This window comes from Thalassococcus sp. BH17M4-6 (assembly GCF_049323015.1).
Taxonomy (GTDB): Bacteria; Pseudomonadota; Alphaproteobacteria; order Rhodobacterales; family Rhodobacteraceae; genus Puniceibacterium.
In genome coordinates this window covers 83,722-102,129 of sequence record NZ_JBMPGU010000008.1, presented here as the reverse complement: position 1 = coordinate 102,129, position 18,408 = coordinate 83,722, and the positions used below count along the sequence as shown (strand labels likewise).

The window sequence follows — 18,408 nt, the reverse complement described above, 5'->3', positions numbered from 1 at the left end:
GCCATGTATCGCTACACCGATTTCGACGCGGCCTTTGTCGCCGAACGCAACCGCCAGTTCCGCGCCCAGGTCGAACGGCGTATCGACGGATCGCTGACCGAGGATGAGTTCAAGCCGCTGCGCCTGATGAACGGCCTCTATCTGCAGCTGCATGCCTACATGCTGCGCGTCGCGGTGCCCTACGGCACGCTCTCGGGCGCGCAGATGCGCCAGCTGGCCTATATCGCCGAACGCTGGGACAAGGGATATGGCCATTTCACCACGCGCCAGAACATCCAGTACAACTGGCCCGAACTCCGCGACGTGCCGGACATGCTCGACGCCCTGGCCGAGGTTCAGATGCATGCCATCCAGACCTCGGGCAACACGATCCGCAATGTCACCGCCGACCACTTTGCAGGCGCCACGGCGGACGAGGTCGCAGACCCCCGTCCGGTGGCCGAACTGATCCGCCAGTGGTCCACCGACCATCCCGAATTCCAGTTCCTGCCGCGCAAGTTCAAGATCGCCGTGACCGGCTCGCAGGCCGACCGCGCGGTGATCCGCGCCCATGACATCGGGCTGCGCATCGTCGAACGCGGCGGCGCGCAGGGCTACGAGGTCATCGTGGGCGGCGGGCTGGGCCGCACCCCGATGATCGGCAAGGTCATCACCGATTTCCTGCCCAAGGCCGATCTGCTGCCCTATCTCGAGGCGATCGTGTCGGTCTGGAACCTGCTGGGGCGTCGAGACAACAAGTACAAGGCGCGGATCAAAATCACCGTGCACGAGCACGGCATCGACGAAATCCGCCGTCTGGTCGACGCCCGATTTGCCGAGACCCGAAAGGCATTCAGCGGCGTCGATCAGGACATGCTGCGCGAGATCGAGGCGCAATTCGCAGCCCCCCAGTTCAAGCGTGCGGATACCGCCCCTTTTGATCTGGCCTACCGCAACGACCCGGTGTTCCGCAGCTGGGCCGATACCAACCTCAGTGCGCACCGCGCCGAGGGCTATGCGATTGTGCAGATCAGCCTCAAGGCCCATGGCGCAACACCCGGCGACGCCAGTGCCGCGCAGATGCGCGTCATGGCCGACCTGGCAGAACGTTACGGGCACAACGAATTGCGCGTGAGCCATGAGCAGAACATCGTGCTGCCGCATGTGCACAAATCCGACCTGCCGCAGGTCCAAGCGGTTCTGCAGCAGCACGGGTTGGGCACTGCCAACATCGGGCTGATCTCGGATATCATCGCCTGCCCGGGCATGGACTACTGCGCCCTGGCGACCGCCCGGTCGATCCCGATCGCGCAAGAGATTTCGACGCGCTTTGACGAACTCAAACTGGAACACGAGGTCGGCGACCTGAAGATCAAGATCTCGGGCTGCATCAACGCCTGCGGGCATCACCACGTCGGTCATATCGGCATCCTCGGGCTCGATCGCGCGGGGGTCGAAAATTACCAGATCACACTGGGCGGCGACCACACCGAAAACGCCGCTCTTGGCGAACGCACCGGCCCGGGCTTTCCGGCCGAAGAGATCGTGGGCGCGGTGGAAACCATCGTGCAGACCTATCTTGATATCCGTCTGGGCGCACAGGAGCCGTTCATAGAGACCTTCCGCCGCACCGGTATGGATCCGTTCAAGGCTGCGCTTTACCCCGCGCGCGAGGACAAGCGCGATGCAGCCTGACCGCAGCCTCTTGGCCAGACCAGACCACCCGCGCGAGGACGCCCGCACGGGCGGATCGAGCAGGCCCGACTTGGCACCGCTCAGGGCACGGGTCGCGCAGCTGAATGCCCGCTACCGCCACCATGGCGCGACGGACGTGCTGCGCGGCGCGCTGCGCGACCCCGAGGCGGGCCAGATCGCAATGGTGTCGAGCTTCGGCGCGGAATCGGTGGCGCTGCTGCACCTCGTCGCGATGGTCGACAACCGCACGCCGGTGCTTTTCATCGACACCCGGCTGCTTTTTACCGAAACGCTGATCTACCAGGCCGACGTGGCCGAACGGCTGGGCTTGCGCGATGTGCGCATCATCAAGGCCACGCGCGCCGATCTCGACCAGACCGACCCCTACGGCGCCCTGCGCTTTTCCGACCCCGACGCCTGCTGTGCGCTGCGCAAGACCCGGCCGCTTGAACGCGCGCTGCAGGGCTTTGACGGCTGGATCACAGGGCGCAAGCGCTACCAGTCCGGCACCCGTGCGGCGCTCGATTTTTTCGAGCTGGAAGAGGCGACAGGCCGGATCAAGGTCAACCCGCTGGCCCATTGGGCGCCCGAGGATGTGGCCGCCTACATGGACGAAAACCGCCTGCCCCGGCATCCGCTGGTGGCGCAGGGTTATCCCAGCATCGGCTGCGCGCCCTGCACCGGCAAGGTCGCCCCGGGCGAAGATCCGCGCGCGGGCCGCTGGCGGGGCCAAAGCAAGGACGAATGCGGCATCCATTTCATCGACGGACAGGCCGCCCGACAGACCAAAGGAGAAAGCGCATGAGCGTGATCGTCACCGACGCGGGCTTTGCACCCGAAGACCACACCGGCCCGATTCTCGATCTGGCATCCGACACCACGCCCGACGCGCTCGACATCGCTCCGGGTGTGAGGCTGGTGCGCATCGACTTTCCCAGCTTCGCCGATGGCCGCGGCTTCACCCTGGCGCGGCTCTTGCGGTTGCGTGGCTATACCGGGCGGCTGCGCGCCCGTGGCCATGTGATCGCCGATCAATACGCCATGTCCCGCCGGTCGGGCTTTGACGAGGTCGAGATTTCCGACGATCTGGCCGCGCGCCAGCCCGAGGCGCAGTGGCTTGACCGTGCGCAGTGGCAGGCCCATGACTATCAGTCGCGGGTCCGCGGCTGATCCGGCCCTTTTCGCAAACTCGTTTGTATGCTAACGAAAAACTGCGGGGGTGCGCCACCCGCGAGGATACCTTATGACAGAGCAACGCCCCGTGACCCAAGCCCAGGCCAAACCCGTGACCCAGCCCGCCCTGCCCGATGCGCAGACCGTAACGCAGGTAAAACACTGGACCGACAGGCTGTTTTCCTTCCGCTGCACCCGACCCGCGTCGCTGCGGTTCCGGTCGGGCGAGTTCGTGATGATCGGCCTCATGGGCGATCCGGACCCCAAGACCGGCAAGCAGAAACCGCTTTTGCGCGCCTATTCCATCGCCTCGCCCTCCTGGGATGACGAGCTGGAATTCTACTCGATCAAGGTGCAGGACGGCCCGCTGACCTCGCGCCTGCAGCACATCCAGCCCGGCGACGAGATCATCCTGCGCCCCAAACCGGTGGGCACGCTTGTGCATGATGCCCTGCTGCCCGGCAAGCGCCTGTGGTTCTTCGCGACCGGCACCGGCTTCGCGCCCTTCGCGTCGCTGCTGCGCGACCCGCAGACCTACGAGGATTACGACGAGGTCATCATCACCCACACCTGCCGCGAGGTCGGGGAACTGACCTACGGTGCGGACCTGATCGACAGCATCCGCACCGATGAAATGCTGATCGAACTGATCGGGGCCGAAAACCTGGCCAAGCTGCGCTATTACCCCACCACCACCCGGGAAGAGAGCGCCAAGATGGGCCGGATCACCGATCTCATGCGCTCGGGCGAGGTCTACCGAGACTTGGGCGTCGAGCCGATCACGCCGGAAAACGATCGCGCAATGGTCTGCGGCAACCTTGCGTTCAACCTGGATATCAAGGCGTTGCTGGAAAGCTACGGGCTGGAGGAAGGCGCCAACTCCGCGCCCCGGCACTACGTGGTCGAGAAAGCATTCCTGGACTGACCGGGCGCGCCGCCGACTAGCCACGTAAATGACAACGCCGCGCCCTGATCGTCCTGGCGCGGCGTTCTCGTTCTTTGTGGCGAAAGGATCAGCCTTCCAGACCCAGACGCTCGCGCAGCTGATCCAGCACGCCGCCCAGCAGGGTAGGATTGTCGCGCGCCCCTTGCAGCGCCGCCTTGGTCGCCATCTTGACGCCGGTTCCCAGGTCAGAGCCGTCGACCGCCTCGATCACCTTATCGTAGTCGAAACCGTCCACGGTCAGAAGCTCGGTCAGTTCGCTGACAGACACGCCCGCGGCCTCGGCTGCGGCCTCAGCCTCGGCACTGGCGGTCTCGGTCGCAGCGCCCGCGGCCTCGGCGGCGTCACCGGCGGCGGCCGTCGTGGCTTCGGCAGCTGCGGTGGCAGTGTCCTCGGCCGCGGCCATCGTGTCGCCTGCCGCTTCCGTCGCGTCGGCGGCGGTATTTTCCGCGGCGGTCATGGTGTCACCCGCAGCCTCTGCCGCGCTGTCCGCCGCGTCAGCCATGGTCTCTTCGGTGGCGTCCATCGCCTCGGTGGCCTCCGGCGTGGCCGCTTCCATCGCCTCATCGGCGGCGGCTATCGTGTCGCCCGCCGTTTCGGCAGTTTGCTCTGCCATGCCGGCCACTGTGTCGGTCGCCCCCTCGGCGGCAGAGCGGACCGCGTCACCGACAGTCCTGACCGCATCGGCGGTGGCGTCGGCGGCCGTGTCGGCGGTTTCCTCGACCACCAAGGCGCCGTCGGCCGCGGCTTCCTCTGTGGCTCTGGCCGCGTCGTCAGCCGCCTGAGCCGCGTCTTCCCCCGCCGCATCGGCGGCTTCGGCGGCCTCTGTCGCAGCCTCGTCGATCGCGGCATCCGCTGTGTCGGCAGCCTCGTCTGCCGTCTCCTCGGTTGCAGCGGCAGCCTCTTCGGCAGCGGCTTCTGTCTCTTGAGCGGCACTCGTGGCGGTCTCTTCCACGGTGCGCGTCGCCTCGTCGCGGTCCTGCGGGGCAATCAGCAGGTAGCCGCCGACCAGCACGACGATGGCCGCAACGATCATCAACAGGTTCTTCATTGGACAATCCCCCTTCGGATTATTTCTTTTCAGGGCTCCCGGACGGGCCCCGCTTACCACCCGTCGATGTGGTGAAAGGCGCGCAGGCCTGCAAGGGGAAAGCGCGGCAGGATGGCGCAAAACAGCCCATTTGCCGCTTGAAGTGCGCCCCGCCCAAGTTTACCTTGCGCCCTTGAGCCAAGCACAAAAAAGGAACTCTCCCATAGCCCGCAGACCCCATAACGCGCCGCCCACCCGTGAAACCGGCCCCCGCGTCAACGACCGCATCCGCGCGCCCGAAATCCGCCTGATCGGCGCAGACGGCGACAATGTCGGCGTCGTGACGCCCGAACGCGCGATGCAGATGGCCGAAGAGGCCGGGCTCGACCTTGTCGAGATTTCGCCGAATGCCACACCGCCGGTTTGCAAGATCATGGATTTCGGCAAGTTCAAGTACGAACAGCAGAAACGCGAGGCCGAGGCGCGCAAGAAGCAGAAGATCATCGAGGTCAAGGAAATCAAGTTCCGGCCCAACACCGACACCCACGACTACGAGGTCAAGATGCGGTCGGTCTTCAAGTTTCTGGAAAACGGCGACAAGGTCAAGATCACCCTGCGCTTCCGCGGCCGCGAAATGGCGCACCAGAACCTGGGGCGCGAACTGCTCGAACGCGTGGCCGAGGACGTCAAAGAGGTGGGCAAGATCGAAAACATGCCCAAGATGGAAGGCCGCCAGATGATCATGATGATCGGGCCGGCGACCCGCTGACGGACACGACCAGCGGATCTGTTTCGGGGGGCGCCGCGGCGCCCCTTTTGATGTCAGGCCCTTGCCATCACCCGGCCCTTCTTCTTGGCAAAATACCTCCAGAGAGCACGAGAGACAGCGTCTCTCGTATGCCGCAGGCATCCTTGTGGCTATCCTTCGCGCGGGCGCGGTCGCGTCGGAATTTCCTTGAGCAATCCACCCACGCCCATGCCCGCAATGTCCGCAGGGCCCACCGGCACGCCGCAGGCCAGCCGTTCCAGCACCCAGTCCGCGCCGTTGAGCGCGGGCGACCGCGCGCAGCCCGGCAGGCCGATCACCGGACGCCCCTCCAATGCCCCGACAAAAAGCAGGTTGCCCGGATCGACCGGCATGCCGAAGTGATGCACCACGCCACCGGCGGCGCGCAGCGCCTCGGGTGCGACATCGCGCGGATCGGATGTGGCCGATCCGGTCAGGATCAGCAGCAATTCCGCCTCTGCGCGGCGCAGCGCAGCGGCCAGCGCCGCAACCTCGTGGCGCACGATGTCCTTGGGGCCGAAGGCGATGCCCATCCGTTCGGCCCGCTGCGCGATGGCCGCGTGGCCCCGCTCGCCGTCGTCGCCCTCCACCACCGTCTGAATGAGCTGCGCCGATGCCACCTGCGTGGGCCGCATCCGCATCGCCCCCCGGGCCGCATCGCAGGCCCGGGCCAGCGCCGCCTCGGGCACCGCATAGGCAATGATCTTGACCGTCGCGACCATGCCGCCCTGCCCCATGCGCTGCCAGCGCGGCACCGTGGCCACGGTGATCATCGGGTCGACCGCGTTGATCGCGTCGATGCGCGCGGCGTCGATCTCGGCCACGCCAATCGTATCCGCGAAAAGGTTCACCCGGCCCGTCGCAGCCGGCCCGATCCGCAGGCCCGTCGCCGCCGGATCCGGCACCATGGCCCGCGCCAGCCGTTGCGCCGCCGCGTCTTCCGAGACATCGCCCGGCTCCAGCCGCGCCACGACCACCTCGGTCACCTGCGCGGCCTCCAGTTTGGCGATCTCTGGCGCGCCCAGCACCTGCCCCTTGCGCAGCCGACCCTGGCCAAGCGCCACGGAATGCGCCAGTACGGCCCCTTCGGCGGCGCGCACCGGAACGGTGCCGAATTTCATGCCCCGGTCCTCAGCACCCGCGTCATCTCTGCCATGATCGACACCGCGATCTCGGCGGGCCCCGCCGCGCCGATGTCCAACCCCACCGGACCGTGGATGCGGGCGATCTGGCCTTCGCTGAACCCCGCCTCGGTCAGCCGCGTCACGCGCTTGGCATGGGTCCGGGTCGATCCCAGCGCGCCGATGTAGAAGCAGTCGGACGCCAGCGCCCGTTCAAGCGCCGGATCGTCCAGCTTGGGATCATGGGTCAGCAGCACCAGCGCGGTGCGCATATCGAGCCCTTCGGCCGCCACCGCCTCGTCCGGCCAGTCGTGCACCAGCCGCTCTCCCGGAAAGCGCGCTTCGGAGCCGAAGGTTTCGCGCGGGTCGATGATCACCGCATCGTAGCCCGCAAGCCGCGCCATCGGCACCAGCGCCTGTGCGATGTGCACCGCGCCCACCACGATCAACCGCAGCGGCGGGTTGTGAATGCCCACAAAGACCCGGCTTTCGGGCTCGAACCCCGACCGATCCATGCGAAACCTGTCGGTATGCCCGTCGCGGTCCACGCGCCGAGTGCCGCCATCCAGATCGACCACGTAGGCGGCCGCCTGCCGCGCCGCACGCGCCGCCACCAGATCGGCAAGCAGATCCTCGGGCAGCGCCGCGCCCACCGGTTCGACAAGCACCCGGATCGTGCCGCCACAGGCGAGGCCCACGGCAAAGGCATCCGCGTCCGACACGCCGAATTCCAACTCCCGCAGGCCGCCGTCTTCCAGCGCCTCCAGCGCCTCGACGATCACGGCACCCTCGACGCAGCCGCCCGAGACCGAGCCCTCGATCTCGCCCTGACCCGAGATCGCGAGCTGCGATCCGACCCGCCGCGGCGCCGACCCCCAGGTCTGGATCACCGTGGCCAGCACTGCGCCCGTGCCCGCCCGGTGCCAGCGCAGCGCGGTTTCGGGAATGTTGTCGAAACGGTCCATGACTGATCCTCCCCGTCCTTCCTACTCCTGGCGTCCGGGGCTGTCGAACCCTCCCTTGGTGGCACGTCTAAAGCGGTTTGCGGAAATAGACGACCCGGTCGGTTTCCTCGAATCCCAGCGCCCGATGAAACGCGTGACTCGCCACATTGTCGAGATGCGCGTCAGAGGCCAGTTCCGTCACATCCAGATCCCGCGCCCAGACCTGCACGGCGCGCAGCAGGGACCGGCCGACGCCGGTGCCTCGATCGCCGGGGCACACAAAAATGCCCTCGAGAAAGGCCACCGGCGATGTCTCGCATCCGTTGACGTGATCGCGCCGCAAGGCGGCCTCGGCAAAACCTTGCAGCCCGCCGTCGTCCGTGACCGCCAGAAACGCGATGCTGTCACCGGGCGATCCGGCAAGGATCGCCGCGGCTTCGTCTTCGTGAACGCTTCTATGGGTGTCCGGCCAAAGCTGGGCCCTCAGGGCGACCCAGCTTTGACTGTCCGAAGGCGTTGCGATCCGTATCGGCATGAAGAGATCCTGGCCCCTATTTTCAGTCGGCGCGCAGCAGCCGGTGCGACGGGCATCGCCAAAAGCCGATGCCTGGCGCTACGGCAGGCGTCCCGTCACATACTGCGCTTCGCCACCGGCAAAACTCCAGTCCTCTTCCCTGTTCGTGAAGACCGAGATCAAAAGGTCTTTCGGATCGAGACCACAGTCCTTTTCAAGCCGTTCGGCCATCAGCTTGTACACCTTCATCTTCTCAACATGCGTGCGGGGACTGGTGAAGAATTGAACCGAAAGCACATCGTCGCTGCGCGTGAAACCAAGACCGGTATCGAGAAAGACCATCCTTCCGGGTTTGTGCTCGTGGACGATCTGGTAGCGGTCTGTTTCAGGCACGCCAAAGGCGTCGACGACGCAGCCCTGGATGGTATCCAGAAGGTTTTTGAGCTGTTCGTCCGAACGGCCTTCGATCATGTCGATTCGTACAAGTGGCAACGGTGTGCTCCATCTTATTGATGTGTTTCGATTTTTAGACTTGTGACAACGCATCGTCCGGCAGAACGGTTCCCGGGCAGTTGCCCTGGCGAAGATCGGCCCCGCCCTGGTCGGCTGCCCGGTGCGAACAGGCCGCCAACGCAAGGGGTCGGAGCAAGGTGGCGTTGTTCTGACGGGCGCCCCCGCGCAGACGTCGAACTGGCGGGCTCGCATCGCAGATATCTCCGGGAACCAGCGCGCGGTACGCGCACGATCGGATCAAGGATCGGCGGTCACATCGTGCCGGTAAAGCCAGTCGAACTGACCCAGCATCCGCCCCGGCGCCAGCCGCCCGCCAAGACGCAGGGCCGTATGCGCTGCAAACCGGATCAACGGACTGCGCAGATGGTATTTCCAGGCATTGCCGTTCGCCGCCGCTATGACCCGGCAGACCCGGTCGCGCCGCCGCTGCTGGTAGCGGGCCAGGGCATCGTCGCCGCCGCGCGCCAGTTCCGCCGCCAGCACCCAGGCATCCTCGAGCGCCATGTTCGCGCCCTGCGCCAGGAACGGCAGCGTCGGATGCGCGGCATCGCCCAACAGCGCCAGCCCGTCGCCGTGCCAGTGCCGCGCGACCGGGTGGCGGAAAAGCCCCCAAAGGCCGGGCGCCTCCAGATCCGCCAGCATCGCGGGCACCGGCCCGCCAAAGCCCTGAAACGCCGCGCGCAGGTTGTCGCCGGTGTCGACATGGGTCCAGCCTTCATCGGCCCAGTCGGCGCGTTCCTGCACCGCGACCAGATTCAGCGACCGGCCATCGCGCAAGGGATAGCTCACCAGATGCGCGCCCGGCCCCATGTGCACCTGCACCTCTGCCCCCTGCCCGACGGTGTTGGGCACCACGGCGCGCCAGGCCACCTGGCCGGTGAAGAACGGCGCGGCCAAGCCGTTCAGGACCGGACGCAGCACCGAATGCAGGCCGTCCGCCCCAAGCACCAGATCGCCCTGAAGCACCGCGCCGCCGTCCAACGTGACCGTCGCAGGCTGGCCCCCGGTTACGCCGGCGACCCGGTAGCCCAGCCGGACCTCCACGCCCGCGGCACCTGCGGCCTGCGCCAGCAGATCCAGCAGGTCGGCACGGTGGACGAAGTGATAGCCCTGATCCGGCGGCAACCGCCCCAGATCGAGCCGCAGCACCTCGGCCCCGGCGCGGTGGTCGCGCAGCGATACCGCCCGCCCCCGGACCGAGCACGCGCGCAGACCGTCGCCCAGCCCCAGCGCCTCGATCACCCGCAAACCATTGGGCGAGATCTGCAGCCCCGCGCCGACCTCGCGCAGCGCCGGGGCCTGTTCCAGCACCTGCACCTGGGCCCCGCGCTGGCGCAGGGCCAGGGCGCAGGCCAGCCCACCGATGCCACCGCCGATCACGATGATGCTCTTGCCGCTCAGGTGCATGTCCGCCGCATCCCGCCGCCTTGCTGAAACACAAACGCCGGGGCGATCAGCCCCGGCGTGTTTGTCGTCCGATCCGTCACCGGGATCAGTCGTCGCGATGCACCTTTTCGCGGCGCTCGTGACGTTCCTGCGCCTCGAGGCTCATGGTCGCGATCGGGCGCGCGTCCAACCGCTTGAGGCTGATGGGCTCGCCGGTCACTTCGCAGTAGCCGTATTCGCCCTCGTCGATCCGGCGCAGTGCCGCGTCGATCTTGTTGACCAGCTTGCGCTGACGGTCCCGCGTGCGCAGTTCCAGCGCCCGGTCCGTTTCCTCGGACGCGCGGTCGGTCACGTCGGGAATGTTGCGCGTGCCGTCCTGAAGCCCCTCGATCGTGTCGCGGGTATCGGCCATCAGGTCGTTCTTCCACATCACAAGCTTGCGCCGGAAGTATTCCAGCTGCCGCTCATTCATGAATGGTTCATCTTCCGCCGGACGGTAATCGTCGGGAAGAAAAGATTCAGGCTTCATCTTGGTTCCCTCGCTAAAGCCGATATCCGCCATGGTAATTTCCTCAGATATCTGGCACCCCTGCGCGCAGCATCTAACCCAACCTCCGCGCGATGTCACTACACAATAGCGCCCCCTTACGGCGTTTTTGGACAGCGACAACAGCGCCTTCACAGCTGTGAGAAAACGCAAGGTCTGTTTCATGAAATTCGAAGGTACAGCCGATTACGTCGCCACCGACGACCTGACCATGGCGGTCAATGCCGCCGTCACGCTCGAACGCCCGCTGTTGGTGAAAGGCGAGCCCGGAACCGGCAAGACCGAGCTGGCGCGCCAGGTCGCGGGGGCCCTAGGCCTTCCGATGATCGAGTGGAACATCAAGTCGACCACCCGCGCGCAGCAAGGGCTTTATGAATACGATGCGGTCAGCCGCCTGCGCGACAGCCAGCTGGGCGACGAGCGGGTAAACGACGTGGCCAACTACATCCGCAAGGGCAAGCTCTGGCAGGCGTTCGAGGCGGACGGCAAGGTCGTTCTGCTGATCGACGAGGTCGACAAGGCCGATATCGAGTTTCCCAACGACCTGTTGCAGGAACTCGACCGGATGGAATTCCACGTCTACGAGACCGGAGAGACGATCCGCGCGAAACATCGCCCCATCGTGATCATCACGTCCAACAATGAAAAGGAACTGCCCGACGCCTTTCTGCGCCGCTGCTTTTTCCACTACATCCGCTTTCCCGATCCCGAGACGCTGCGCAAGATCGTCGCCGTCCATCATCCGGGCATCAAGGACGCATTGCTGACCACGGCGCTGACGCAATTCTACGAGCTGCGCGAGCAGCCGGGGCTGAAGAAAAAGCCTTCGACGTCCGAGGTTCTGGACTGGCTCAAGCTGTTGCTGGCCGAGGATCTGTCCGCAGAAGACCTGAAACGCGACGGGGCCAACGCCCTGCCCAAACTGCACGGCGCGCTGCTGAAGAACGAACAGGACGTGCATCTTTTCGAGCGGCTGGCCTTCATGGCGCGGCGGCAGGGACGCTAGCAGGCGATCTCGCGGCGAAGCTGGCGGCGGCGCTTCCATCCCGAAATCTGCCGGGTCAGCACATCGTCAGAGCGCACCGTCAGCGGGCCGCCCTCAGCGCCCTCGACCTCGAACCGTTTGTAGCCACCCAAAAGCTTGTGCGCCTGCTGCGCCGCCACCACCACGGTGATCTCGATGCCGCGGCAGGTGTCGACCCGGATGTCCGCGTCCATCTGTCGCGCCGCACGCTCGACGATGGCGCCGAAACTGCCGATGTCCACCACCTCGCCGCCCCGCAGCGGCCCCTTGCTGCTGCCCTCGCGAAAATCGCCGCCCAGCGGACCGTCCTTTTCCATCCGGTCGGTGACCAGCGCCTCGTGCACACCGTTCGCGCAGTCCAGATCGACCTTCACGGCCAGGACATAAACCGTGTCCGATCCCATGTTGGCGACAAGACAGCGCGCATCCTCGTCCTCGGACGCGGCCTTGTCGATGTGAATCACAGCACGGTTGGCACGGCGAATGCCCATGTACATCAGTTGCAAGTAGACCAGCCAGATCATCACCATGGCGATATTGGCCCATAGTGTGATCTGCTCCGCGTTCTCCTGCATCCAGTCCATCGGCATGCCTCCTGACATGCTCAACCCGCAGCCGGGGGTCGCTGTTCCATTGTCCCGGGCTTGCAGGCCCGCGCGCGGCATGCTCTGTCCCGGTGGATCACAGACCGGATGCCAAATGCTCAGTATTCTCACCCAAGACATCCTGCCGGTCTTTTCGGTCCTCGCCCTGGGCTATATGCTGGGCCGGATCGGGATGATCAGCGGGGGCGAGGCGCGAACTGTGAACCGGGTGGCGTTCCTGGTGTTCCAGCCGCCGCTGATCTTCGTGCTGGTCGCGCGGATCGACGCGGCGAGCTTTCCGGCTGCGCCGCTGGCGCTTTATGCCTGTGCCGAGGTCGCGACCTTCGCGCTGACCTACCTTGTCGCGCGGCGGGTCTTTCAACGGGACGTGGCGGAAAGCTGGCTTTTGGCGATGGCGGTCGTCTTCGTCAATTCGCTGCTTTATATCTGGCCGATTTCGGTGCTGATCTATGGCAGCGCGGGCGCCGCCCCGATCAGTGCCATCGTCGCCTGGGACGCCACGGTGTCTTTCGCGTTCTTCATCATCTCGATCGAGCTGATCTGCGGCCAGCGCGGCCCGCGCCCGGCAATGGCGTCGATGCTGCGCAACCCGGTGCTGATCGCGATCCTGCTTGCGGTCGTGGTGAATCTGATGGCGGCTCCCCTGCCCGCACCGCTGGTCACGGCGCTGGAATTCGCGGGTGCCGCGGCGTCGCCGCTGACGCTGCTGGCGGTCGGGGTGATCCTGTCGGCCAGCGCGCTGAGGCCGACACCCGTCGTGGCGGCGATCTCGGGCTTCAAGCTGGTGCTCTTTCCGCTGCTGGTCTGGGGGCTGATGACGGCGTTTGCGCCGGGCGACCCGGCGGCGCCGCAGTTCATCCTGAACGCCGCCGGCCCGTCGGGCATGATGGCCTTTGCGCTGGCGTTGCTGCACGGGGTGCGCACCGATGCGATCACCCCGGTGATCATCTGGACCAGCCTGCTGTCACTCGTCCCGCTGGCACTTCTGGCGTGACGCCGGATCCGCGCGATTGTTTCGCCAGCGCAGGGTGCCGCGCCTGAGTGACCTTGCGTCACCCCGCCCCGGGGCCGCAAAGCCGCCTTGGTTTCTCCGTTCGGCCAAGACCGACAATCCGGGTTGAACCGTCCGATTGTTGCGCAACTGCATCGCGTAGAGGCCTGTTTTTCATAGACCTTAACCTTTCGCGACCCGATCCCGGAAAATCCGTCGTCCGGTCGAATCAGGCGATAGTCAGAAACCTTGCTTTCGCCTTATAGTGTCCAAACAGAGGACAAAAAAACATCGGATGACTATGAGCATCTGAGTAAGAGCAGGCAGGCTTCGACGTGTCCCAAGAAATGGCCCCCGCGGTGCGCCCCTTGCGTGCCGCAGACAAAGATGCGTGGCGCAGACACTGGACGGCGTACCTCGCCTTCTATGGCACCCGCGTCAACGACCAGGTCTATGACACGACCTTCGCACGCCTTCTGGGCGACGATGTCCGCGACTTCAACGCGCTGGTCGCGGTGGTGGACGGACAGGTCGTCGGGCTGACGCACTACCTCTTTCATCGTCACGCCTGGAAGGTCGAGGAGGTCTGCTATCTGCAGGACCTCTACGCCGACCCGGCGGTGCGTGGCACCGGGGTCGGGCGGGCGCTGATCGAAGGCGTCTATGCCGCGGCCGACGCCGCGGGCGCGCCCAATGTCTACTGGCTCACTCAGGACTTCAACGCCACGGCCCGGCGGCTTTACGACCGCATCGGCGTTGTCACCCCCTTCCTCAAATATCAGAGGTCCTGATGATGCGCCGCCTTATCCTGCCGCTTTACCTGATGCTGGGCGCCTGCGTGCCCGTAGCCCCCAGCGACATTCCCAGCCGCGCCGCGGTGACCGAGGAAAGCAGTCTGCCCGCGATGAAGGTCTTTTCCGTGCCGCGTCCGGCCCGGCCCGTCGCCTCCAACGCCGATATGGCGCGCGACTTCCTCGACCTCGCATTCAAGCTGGAATCGGGGCGCGATCTGCCGGTCTTTACCCGTTTCGAGGGGCCGATTTCCGTGCGCGTGACCGGTGCGCCGCCGCGCAGCCTGGGCTCTGACCTCACGCGCCTGCTGCACCGCCTGCGGACCGAGGCGGGGATAAACATTTCGCTCAGCGCCACGGCGCAGGCCAATATCACCATCGACGCCATTCCGCGCGCCGAAATCCGCCGCTACCTGCCCCAGGCCGCCTGTTTCGTGGTGCCCAACGTGTCGTCTCTGGCGGAATACCGCAGCGCAAGACGCACGCAAAAGGTCAACTGGACCCGCCTCAAGACCCGCGAGACGCTGGCGATCTTTCTGCCCAATGATGCCAGCCCGCAAGAGGTGCGCGACTGCCTGCACGAGGAGTTGGCCCAGGCCATCGGGCCGCTCAATGACCTGTACCGCCTGCCGGATTCGGTCTTCAACGACGACAACGTGCACACGGTGCTGACCGGCTATGACATGACGATCCTGCGCGCCTATTACGACCCGTCGCTGACCAGCGGCATGACCCGCGCGCAGGTGGCGGCCCGTATTCCCGCAATCCTCGAACGGGTCAATCCCGCCGGACAGGCGGTGCCACCGCAGCGTCTGGCCCGCACCCCGCGCGTCTGGATCGACGCGGTGCAGCGCGCGCTTGGACCGGGCTTTTCGCCCACCGAACGGCGCGCCGCGGCGCAAGAGGCGCTCAAGGTCGCCAGCGCCATGGGCTGGACCGATCACCGTCGGGCGTTTTCGCACTATGCCATGGGCCGCATCCTGCAAGGCACCGACCCCGAGGACGCGCAGGACCAGTTCGCCTTGGCCGACCGCTATTTCGCCAATACCCCGCAATCGCAGCTGCACCGCGCCTATGTCGCCTCGCAACTGGCCGCCTACGCGATCAGCCGCAACCGGCCCGAAGATGCGCTGCACCTGCTGGGCCGCACGCTGGACACCGCCGCGCGCTATGAAAACGCGGCGCTGCTGTCGACGCTGATGTTGCTGCGCGCCGAGGCGCTGGAGCTGTCGGGCCGCGCCTCCGAAGGGCGCGAGGTCCGTCTGGACAGTCTGGGCTGGGCACGGTACGGGTTTGGCCCCGATTGGGCGGTGCGCGCCAAGCTGCGCGAGATTGCATCGCTCAACCCGCTGAAAAGGAAACCGGGCCACCTATGATCGTCCTCATCGCCGCCCTTGTCGGTGCCGTCCTTGGCGCCACCACCGCCAAACGCCGCAAAGGCAACGCGGCCGACATGGCCCAGTACGCCGCGGGGTTCGGGATTTTCTTTGCTCTGCTCGGCGTCGTGGCCACGATCGTCATCGACAAGGCGGTCCTGTAAGGCGCAGGCCTGACCTGTCGGCCCGTCGGACCCGTACCTTTGTAACTGCCCACCGCTTCGACTGAACCGATCACGCGGACGACCGCCCGCTTCGATTTTCAGACGCTCGGAAACTATGACGTGAGCCGCGCATGCATCTCGTTCGGGGCAATCAGACCGCCCGCGATGTTCCGGACCATGTGCTGCACTTTCAGCGCGGTGTTGTCGCCCATCACAAGATGCAGACCCAGAGGCGGAGGGCCGCCCGCCCGACTTTGCGCCGCGGCCAAATCTGCAAAGAACTGCCTGGCAAAGCCGGTGCGGTCGATCCGCTCGGTCAGCTTGAAACCTGCGGCGGTCAGTGCGGTTTCATAGACCTCCGGCGAGGCCAGTGCGCTCTGATCCGGAGAGGACGCCCAGGGCGCGGGATAGTCCATCCGACCCTCCCCCACCTGCATCACGTCGTAGATCGCGAAGATGCCCCCGGGTTTGAGGACCCGCCTGGCCTCTCGTGCCATGCCGTCCTTGTCGGCGATGTTCATGCCCACGTGGATCATGTAGGCGGCGTCCATCGAGCCAGACTCCAACGGCAGATCCAGCACGCTGCCCTCAACGAGCGTGACGCGGTCCGAAAGACCGGTCCATTCGGTGAGGACACGACCGGTTTCCACGAATTCGGCCGTCAGATCGACGCCGGTCACCTGCGCGCCGGTCGTCGCGGCAACATATCGGGCAGGCCCGCCCAGGCCACAGCCAAGGTCGACAACCCGGCTTTCGGCGGTCAGGCCCAAGGCTTCGATGAACGGTTGGGTGGCAAGGCGTCCGCCGATGTGAAATTCATCCACCGGGGCCAGGACGCCGGGCGGGATTGGCGGCGTCAGATCGAGCGCCTTGCAGGCGTCGGAAATCCTCTGGAGCAGGTGCCCGGAATGATAGTGATGCGCGACATTCTTGGGATCGGTCAATTTGCGAACCCTCCAAACCAATACACGCAGGCTACACCCGGCGGTCCGATCTGTCAGCTTCGTTCGCAAGAAAGGCCGTTCAGACAATCAGCGGCCCCCGCAGGATCTGCGGGGGGCCGTGGCAGTTTCTACACCGTGTTGCCGTTGGGAACAGGCTTGCCTTGGCAGTCCATCCGGCGCGCGTTCAGGCCAATTCCGTCGGGCGCGGCGCGGCGCTTCGAGGCGCCGACCTCAGGCGGCAAAGCCCAGCTTGGCGACGTGGATTTCGAACGTCGGGTGCATCTCTGCGCCCACCACGTTTTCGCGGTGATGCCGGTAGATCGACCGCCAGTAGGGCTGAATGATCACGCCCTCGTCCTGCATAATCTTTTCGAGCTTTGCCATCACGGTACGGCGCTCATCGGCATTGGCGATCGCCAGCGCCTCGGCCAGCAGGCTGTCGAACTCGGCGTTGGAAAACGCGGTCTCGTTCCACGGCTCGCCACTCTTGTAGGCCAGCGCCAGCACCTGCACGCCCAGCGGACGCTGCGCCCAGTCGGTGGTCGAGAGCGGATATTTCGCCCAGTCATTCCAGAAGGTCGAGCCCGGCAACACCGTGCGGCGCACGTTGATGCCCGCGTCGCGCAGCATCGCCGCCGCCGCGTCCGAGGTGTTCTTGCGCCAGGTGTCGTCGATCGAGATCAGCTCGTGCTCGAAATCGGCCATCCCGGCCTCGTCCATCAGCGCCTTTGCACCTTCGGGGTCGTAGACCGGTGCGGGCAGTTCGGCATATTCCGGGTGGATCGGTGACACGTGATGGTTCTCGGCGACCGTGCCGTTGTCGGAAAAACCAAGCGCCAGCAGCACCTTGTTGTCCACCGCCATCGCCAGTGCCCGGCGCACCCGCGCATCGGCATAGGGTTTCACGCCGTCAACCTCGGCCTCTTGATTGGTGCGGATCACCACGGTGTTGGCCGTCACCGCCTCGGACTTGGTCCAGCCGATGTCGTCCATCAGCAGGATGAAATCTCCGATGGATTCATAGACCATGTCGACCTCGTCGGAATCCACCGCCGCGACGATCCCCGCCTGTTCGGTGCCGAAATCCAGGTATTCGATCCGATCGAGATACGCGCCCTCGCCCCACCAGTCGTGATCCTTGTTCTTCACCAGCACGGCCCTTTGGCCGACCTCGAATTCGTCGGGCAGATAGGGGCCGGTGCCGATGGGATTGTTCAGCGGATCGCCGTTGAAGCTTTGGTGGACGATGGCGGCGGGATAGTCGGAAAAGCCCGCAATCAGGGTGATGTCGGGCGTGTTCAGCGTCAGACGCACGGTGGTGTCATCGACCACCTCGATCGCGCCTTCGCGGGCCGTGCCGGTTTCGGAATCCACCAGCGAGCCCATGCGCGACGCCATCGAATTGCCCTCGACCGCGGTTTCGCACCAACGCGCGATGTTGAACGCCACGTCTTCGGCGGTGAACGGATCGCCGTTGTTCCAGGTCACGCCCGGGCGCACCGACAGGCTATATTCGGTCGCGTCCTCGTTCACCTCCCAGCTTTCCAGAAGCGCTGGCGCAAAGCTGCCGTCGACCTGGTATTCGACCAGATATTCCAGATAGCCGCGTGTGAAGTTGGACATCTGCGGCCAATCATAGGTGCGCGGATCCTTGAGCGCCTTGACGGTGGATTCGATCCGCATCGTGCCGCCCGTCTGCGCATGCGCCGCGCCGCGTGCAGGCTGCGCCAGGCCCAGCAGCGCATAGGCCGTGGCGGCGGTGACACCCAGCGCCGTGGCGCGGGTCATGAATTCCCGGCGCGACAGCGTGCCTGCGGCAACCTCCGCGGCATAGCTGCGGGCGGCGGGATGAATGGTCTCTCTCGGGGTCATGGCGATCTC

20 protein-coding genes are annotated in these 18,408 nt (G+C 65.8%); 10 read left to right on the top strand and 10 right to left on the bottom strand.

Going from position 1 to position 18,408, the window contains the following annotated elements; translation table 11 throughout:
* Nucleotides 1-3 precede the first annotated feature (3 nt).
* From ACOXXX_RS12845 to ACOXXX_RS12830, 4 genes are all read left to right on the top strand, one after another.
* Nucleotides 4-1,674 (top strand): nitrite/sulfite reductase, encoded by a 1,671-nt coding sequence (locus tag ACOXXX_RS12845; protein WP_422826991.1) that lies wholly within the window; start codon nucleotides 4-6, stop codon nucleotides 1,672-1,674.
* Nucleotides 1,664-2,479 (top strand): phosphoadenylyl-sulfate reductase, encoded by an 816-nt coding sequence (locus ACOXXX_RS12840; protein ID WP_422826990.1) that lies wholly within the window; start codon nucleotides 1,664-1,666, stop codon nucleotides 2,477-2,479. Before ACOXXX_RS12845 ends, ACOXXX_RS12840 begins: the two co-directional genes overlap by 11 nt.
* Nucleotides 2,476-2,844: a DUF934 domain-containing protein gene (locus ACOXXX_RS12835; protein WP_422826989.1), complete on the top strand. Its 369-nt coding sequence runs from the start codon at nucleotides 2,476-2,478 to the stop codon at nucleotides 2,842-2,844. The genes ACOXXX_RS12840 and ACOXXX_RS12835 overlap by 4 nt, the downstream gene beginning before the upstream one ends.
* 73 nt (nucleotides 2,845-2,917) lie before the next feature.
* The gene (locus ACOXXX_RS12830; RefSeq protein ID WP_422826988.1) at nucleotides 2,918-3,772 is read left to right on the top strand and encodes a ferredoxin--NADP reductase; all 855 of its coding nucleotides are present in this window, start codon (nucleotides 2,918-2,920) and stop codon (nucleotides 3,770-3,772) included.
* 88 nt (nucleotides 3,773-3,860) lie between these two features.
* On the opposite strand, the gene ACOXXX_RS12825 is transcribed toward ACOXXX_RS12830, so the two are convergent.
* Nucleotides 3,861-4,841, bottom strand: a complete 981-nt coding sequence (locus tag ACOXXX_RS12825; protein ID WP_422826987.1) for a hypothetical protein — start codon at nucleotides 4,839-4,841, stop codon at nucleotides 3,861-3,863.
* Nucleotides 4,842-5,043: 202 nt separating this feature from the next.
* On the opposite strand from ACOXXX_RS12825, the gene infC reads away from it, so the two are divergent.
* Nucleotides 5,044-5,589 carry a translation initiation factor IF-3 gene (gene infC / locus ACOXXX_RS12820; RefSeq protein WP_422827106.1) on the top strand — a complete coding sequence of 182 codons (546 nt, stop codon included), beginning with the start codon at nucleotides 5,044-5,046 and terminating at the stop codon, nucleotides 5,587-5,589.
* A gap of 149 nt (nucleotides 5,590-5,738) precedes the next feature.
* On the opposite strand, the gene ACOXXX_RS12815 is transcribed toward infC, so the two are convergent.
* The 6 genes from ACOXXX_RS12815 to dksA form a co-directional block, all read right to left on the bottom strand.
* On the bottom strand, nucleotides 5,739-6,728 hold the full coding sequence (locus ACOXXX_RS12815; RefSeq protein ID WP_422826986.1) for a molybdopterin-binding protein: 990 nt from the start codon (nucleotides 6,726-6,728) through the stop codon (nucleotides 5,739-5,741).
* A complete protein-coding gene (locus ACOXXX_RS12810; RefSeq protein ID WP_422826985.1) occupies nucleotides 6,725-7,693 on the bottom strand; it encodes an XdhC family protein in 969 nt (322 codons plus the stop codon). Before ACOXXX_RS12810 ends, ACOXXX_RS12815 begins: the two co-directional genes overlap by 4 nt.
* A gap of 67 nt (nucleotides 7,694-7,760) precedes the next feature.
* A complete protein-coding gene (gene aac(6') / locus ACOXXX_RS12805; RefSeq protein WP_422826984.1) occupies nucleotides 7,761-8,207 on the bottom strand; it encodes an aminoglycoside 6'-N-acetyltransferase in 447 nt (148 codons plus the stop codon).
* Nucleotides 8,208-8,285: 78 nt separating this feature from the next.
* Nucleotides 8,286-8,732, bottom strand: a complete 447-nt coding sequence (locus ACOXXX_RS12800) for a tautomerase family protein (RefSeq protein ID WP_422826983.1) — start codon at nucleotides 8,730-8,732, stop codon at nucleotides 8,286-8,288.
* A 204-nt stretch (nucleotides 8,733-8,936) separates the two neighbouring features.
* The gene (locus tag ACOXXX_RS12795; RefSeq protein ID WP_422826982.1) at nucleotides 8,937-10,106 is read right to left on the bottom strand and encodes an FAD-dependent monooxygenase; all 1,170 of its coding nucleotides are present in this window, start codon (nucleotides 10,104-10,106) and stop codon (nucleotides 8,937-8,939) included.
* A gap of 85 nt (nucleotides 10,107-10,191) precedes the next feature.
* The gene (gene dksA / locus ACOXXX_RS12790) at nucleotides 10,192-10,614 is read right to left on the bottom strand and encodes an RNA polymerase-binding protein DksA (protein WP_422826981.1); all 423 of its coding nucleotides are present in this window, start codon (nucleotides 10,612-10,614) and stop codon (nucleotides 10,192-10,194) included.
* A 181-nt stretch (nucleotides 10,615-10,795) separates the two neighbouring features.
* Here dksA and ACOXXX_RS12785 point away from each other — a divergent pair, with 181 nt between their 5' ends.
* Nucleotides 10,796-11,638: an AAA family ATPase gene (locus ACOXXX_RS12785; RefSeq protein ID WP_422826980.1), complete on the top strand. Its 843-nt coding sequence runs from the start codon at nucleotides 10,796-10,798 to the stop codon at nucleotides 11,636-11,638.
* Here ACOXXX_RS12785 and ACOXXX_RS12780 read toward each other — a convergent pair.
* Nucleotides 11,635-12,240 (bottom strand): hypothetical protein, encoded by a 606-nt coding sequence (locus tag ACOXXX_RS12780; protein ID WP_422826979.1) that lies wholly within the window; start codon nucleotides 12,238-12,240, stop codon nucleotides 11,635-11,637. The genes ACOXXX_RS12785 and ACOXXX_RS12780 overlap by 4 nt on opposite strands.
* A 115-nt stretch (nucleotides 12,241-12,355) precedes the next feature.
* Between ACOXXX_RS12780 and ACOXXX_RS12775 the strand changes: the two genes are divergently transcribed.
* The 4 genes from ACOXXX_RS12775 (at nucleotide 12,356) to ACOXXX_RS12760 (ending at nucleotide 15,583) form a co-directional block, all read left to right on the top strand.
* Entirely contained in the window at nucleotides 12,356-13,255 is a 900-nt protein-coding gene (locus ACOXXX_RS12775; protein WP_422826978.1) for an AEC family transporter, read from the top strand.
* Between the two features lie 344 nt (nucleotides 13,256-13,599).
* Nucleotides 13,600-14,043, top strand: a complete 444-nt coding sequence (locus tag ACOXXX_RS12770; RefSeq protein ID WP_422827105.1) for a GNAT family N-acetyltransferase — start codon at nucleotides 13,600-13,602, stop codon at nucleotides 14,041-14,043.
* Between the two features lie 2 nt (nucleotides 14,044-14,045).
* Nucleotides 14,046-15,419: a DUF2927 domain-containing protein gene (locus ACOXXX_RS12765; protein WP_422827104.1), complete on the top strand. Its 1,374-nt coding sequence runs from the start codon at nucleotides 14,046-14,048 to the stop codon at nucleotides 15,417-15,419.
* Nucleotides 15,416-15,583, top strand: a complete 168-nt coding sequence (locus tag ACOXXX_RS12760; RefSeq protein ID WP_422826977.1) for an apolipoprotein acyltransferase — start codon at nucleotides 15,416-15,418, stop codon at nucleotides 15,581-15,583. Before ACOXXX_RS12765 ends, ACOXXX_RS12760 begins: the two co-directional genes overlap by 4 nt.
* Nucleotides 15,584-15,696: 113 nt before the next feature.
* Here the strand turns inward: ACOXXX_RS12760 and ACOXXX_RS12755 are convergent, their stop codons facing one another.
* Both ACOXXX_RS12755 and ACOXXX_RS12750 read right to left on the bottom strand, forming a co-directional pair.
* A complete protein-coding gene (locus ACOXXX_RS12755; RefSeq protein ID WP_422826976.1) occupies nucleotides 15,697-16,527 on the bottom strand; it encodes a class I SAM-dependent methyltransferase in 831 nt (276 codons plus the stop codon).
* A 231-nt stretch (nucleotides 16,528-16,758) separates the two neighbouring features.
* Complete coding sequence (locus tag ACOXXX_RS12750; protein ID WP_422826975.1) at nucleotides 16,759-18,399, bottom strand: ABC transporter substrate-binding protein; 1,641 nt, start codon at nucleotides 18,397-18,399, stop codon at nucleotides 16,759-16,761.
* Nucleotides 18,400-18,408: the final 9 nt, after the last annotated feature.

What these genes read in the sequence shown, in the direction of transcription:
- ACOXXX_RS12780 (WP_422826979.1), bottom strand. Translation starts at nt 12,240, where the DNA reads ATGGACTGGATGCAGGAGAACGCGGAGCAGATCACACTATGGGCCAAT.
- ACOXXX_RS12800 (WP_422826983.1), bottom strand. Translation starts at nt 8,732, where the DNA reads ATGCGTTGTCACAAGTCTAAAAATCGAAACACATCAATAAGATGGAGC.
- ACOXXX_RS12825 (WP_422826987.1), bottom strand. Translation starts at nt 4,841, where the DNA reads ATGAAGAACCTGTTGATGATCGTTGCGGCCATCGTCGTGCTGGTCGGC.
- ACOXXX_RS12835 (WP_422826989.1), top strand. Translation starts at nt 2,476, where the DNA reads ATGAGCGTGATCGTCACCGACGCGGGCTTTGCACCCGAAGACCACACC.
- ACOXXX_RS12765 (WP_422827104.1), top strand. Translation starts at nt 14,046, where the DNA reads ATGCGCCGCCTTATCCTGCCGCTTTACCTGATGCTGGGCGCCTGCGTG.
- ACOXXX_RS12785 (WP_422826980.1), top strand. Translation starts at nt 10,796, where the DNA reads ATGAAATTCGAAGGTACAGCCGATTACGTCGCCACCGACGACCTGACC.
- ACOXXX_RS12830 (WP_422826988.1), top strand. Translation starts at nt 2,918, where the DNA reads ATGACAGAGCAACGCCCCGTGACCCAAGCCCAGGCCAAACCCGTGACC.
- dksA (WP_422826981.1), bottom strand. Translation starts at nt 10,614, where the DNA reads ATGAAGCCTGAATCTTTTCTTCCCGACGATTACCGTCCGGCGGAAGAT.
- ACOXXX_RS12810 (WP_422826985.1), bottom strand. Translation starts at nt 7,693, where the DNA reads ATGGACCGTTTCGACAACATTCCCGAAACCGCGCTGCGCTGGCACCGG.
- ACOXXX_RS12750 (WP_422826975.1), bottom strand. Translation starts at nt 18,399, where the DNA reads ATGACCCCGAGAGAGACCATTCATCCCGCCGCCCGCAGCTATGCCGCG.
- ACOXXX_RS12840 (WP_422826990.1), top strand. Translation starts at nt 1,664, where the DNA reads ATGCAGCCTGACCGCAGCCTCTTGGCCAGACCAGACCACCCGCGCGAG.
- ACOXXX_RS12775 (WP_422826978.1), top strand. Translation starts at nt 12,356, where the DNA reads ATGCTCAGTATTCTCACCCAAGACATCCTGCCGGTCTTTTCGGTCCTC.
- ACOXXX_RS12845 (WP_422826991.1), top strand. Translation starts at nt 4, where the DNA reads ATGTATCGCTACACCGATTTCGACGCGGCCTTTGTCGCCGAACGCAAC.
- ACOXXX_RS12770 (WP_422827105.1), top strand. Translation starts at nt 13,600, where the DNA reads ATGGCCCCCGCGGTGCGCCCCTTGCGTGCCGCAGACAAAGATGCGTGG.
- ACOXXX_RS12815 (WP_422826986.1), bottom strand. Translation starts at nt 6,728, where the DNA reads ATGAAATTCGGCACCGTTCCGGTGCGCGCCGCCGAAGGGGCCGTACTG.
- ACOXXX_RS12795 (WP_422826982.1), bottom strand. Translation starts at nt 10,106, where the DNA reads ATGCACCTGAGCGGCAAGAGCATCATCGTGATCGGCGGTGGCATCGGT.
- ACOXXX_RS12760 (WP_422826977.1), top strand. Translation starts at nt 15,416, where the DNA reads ATGATCGTCCTCATCGCCGCCCTTGTCGGTGCCGTCCTTGGCGCCACC.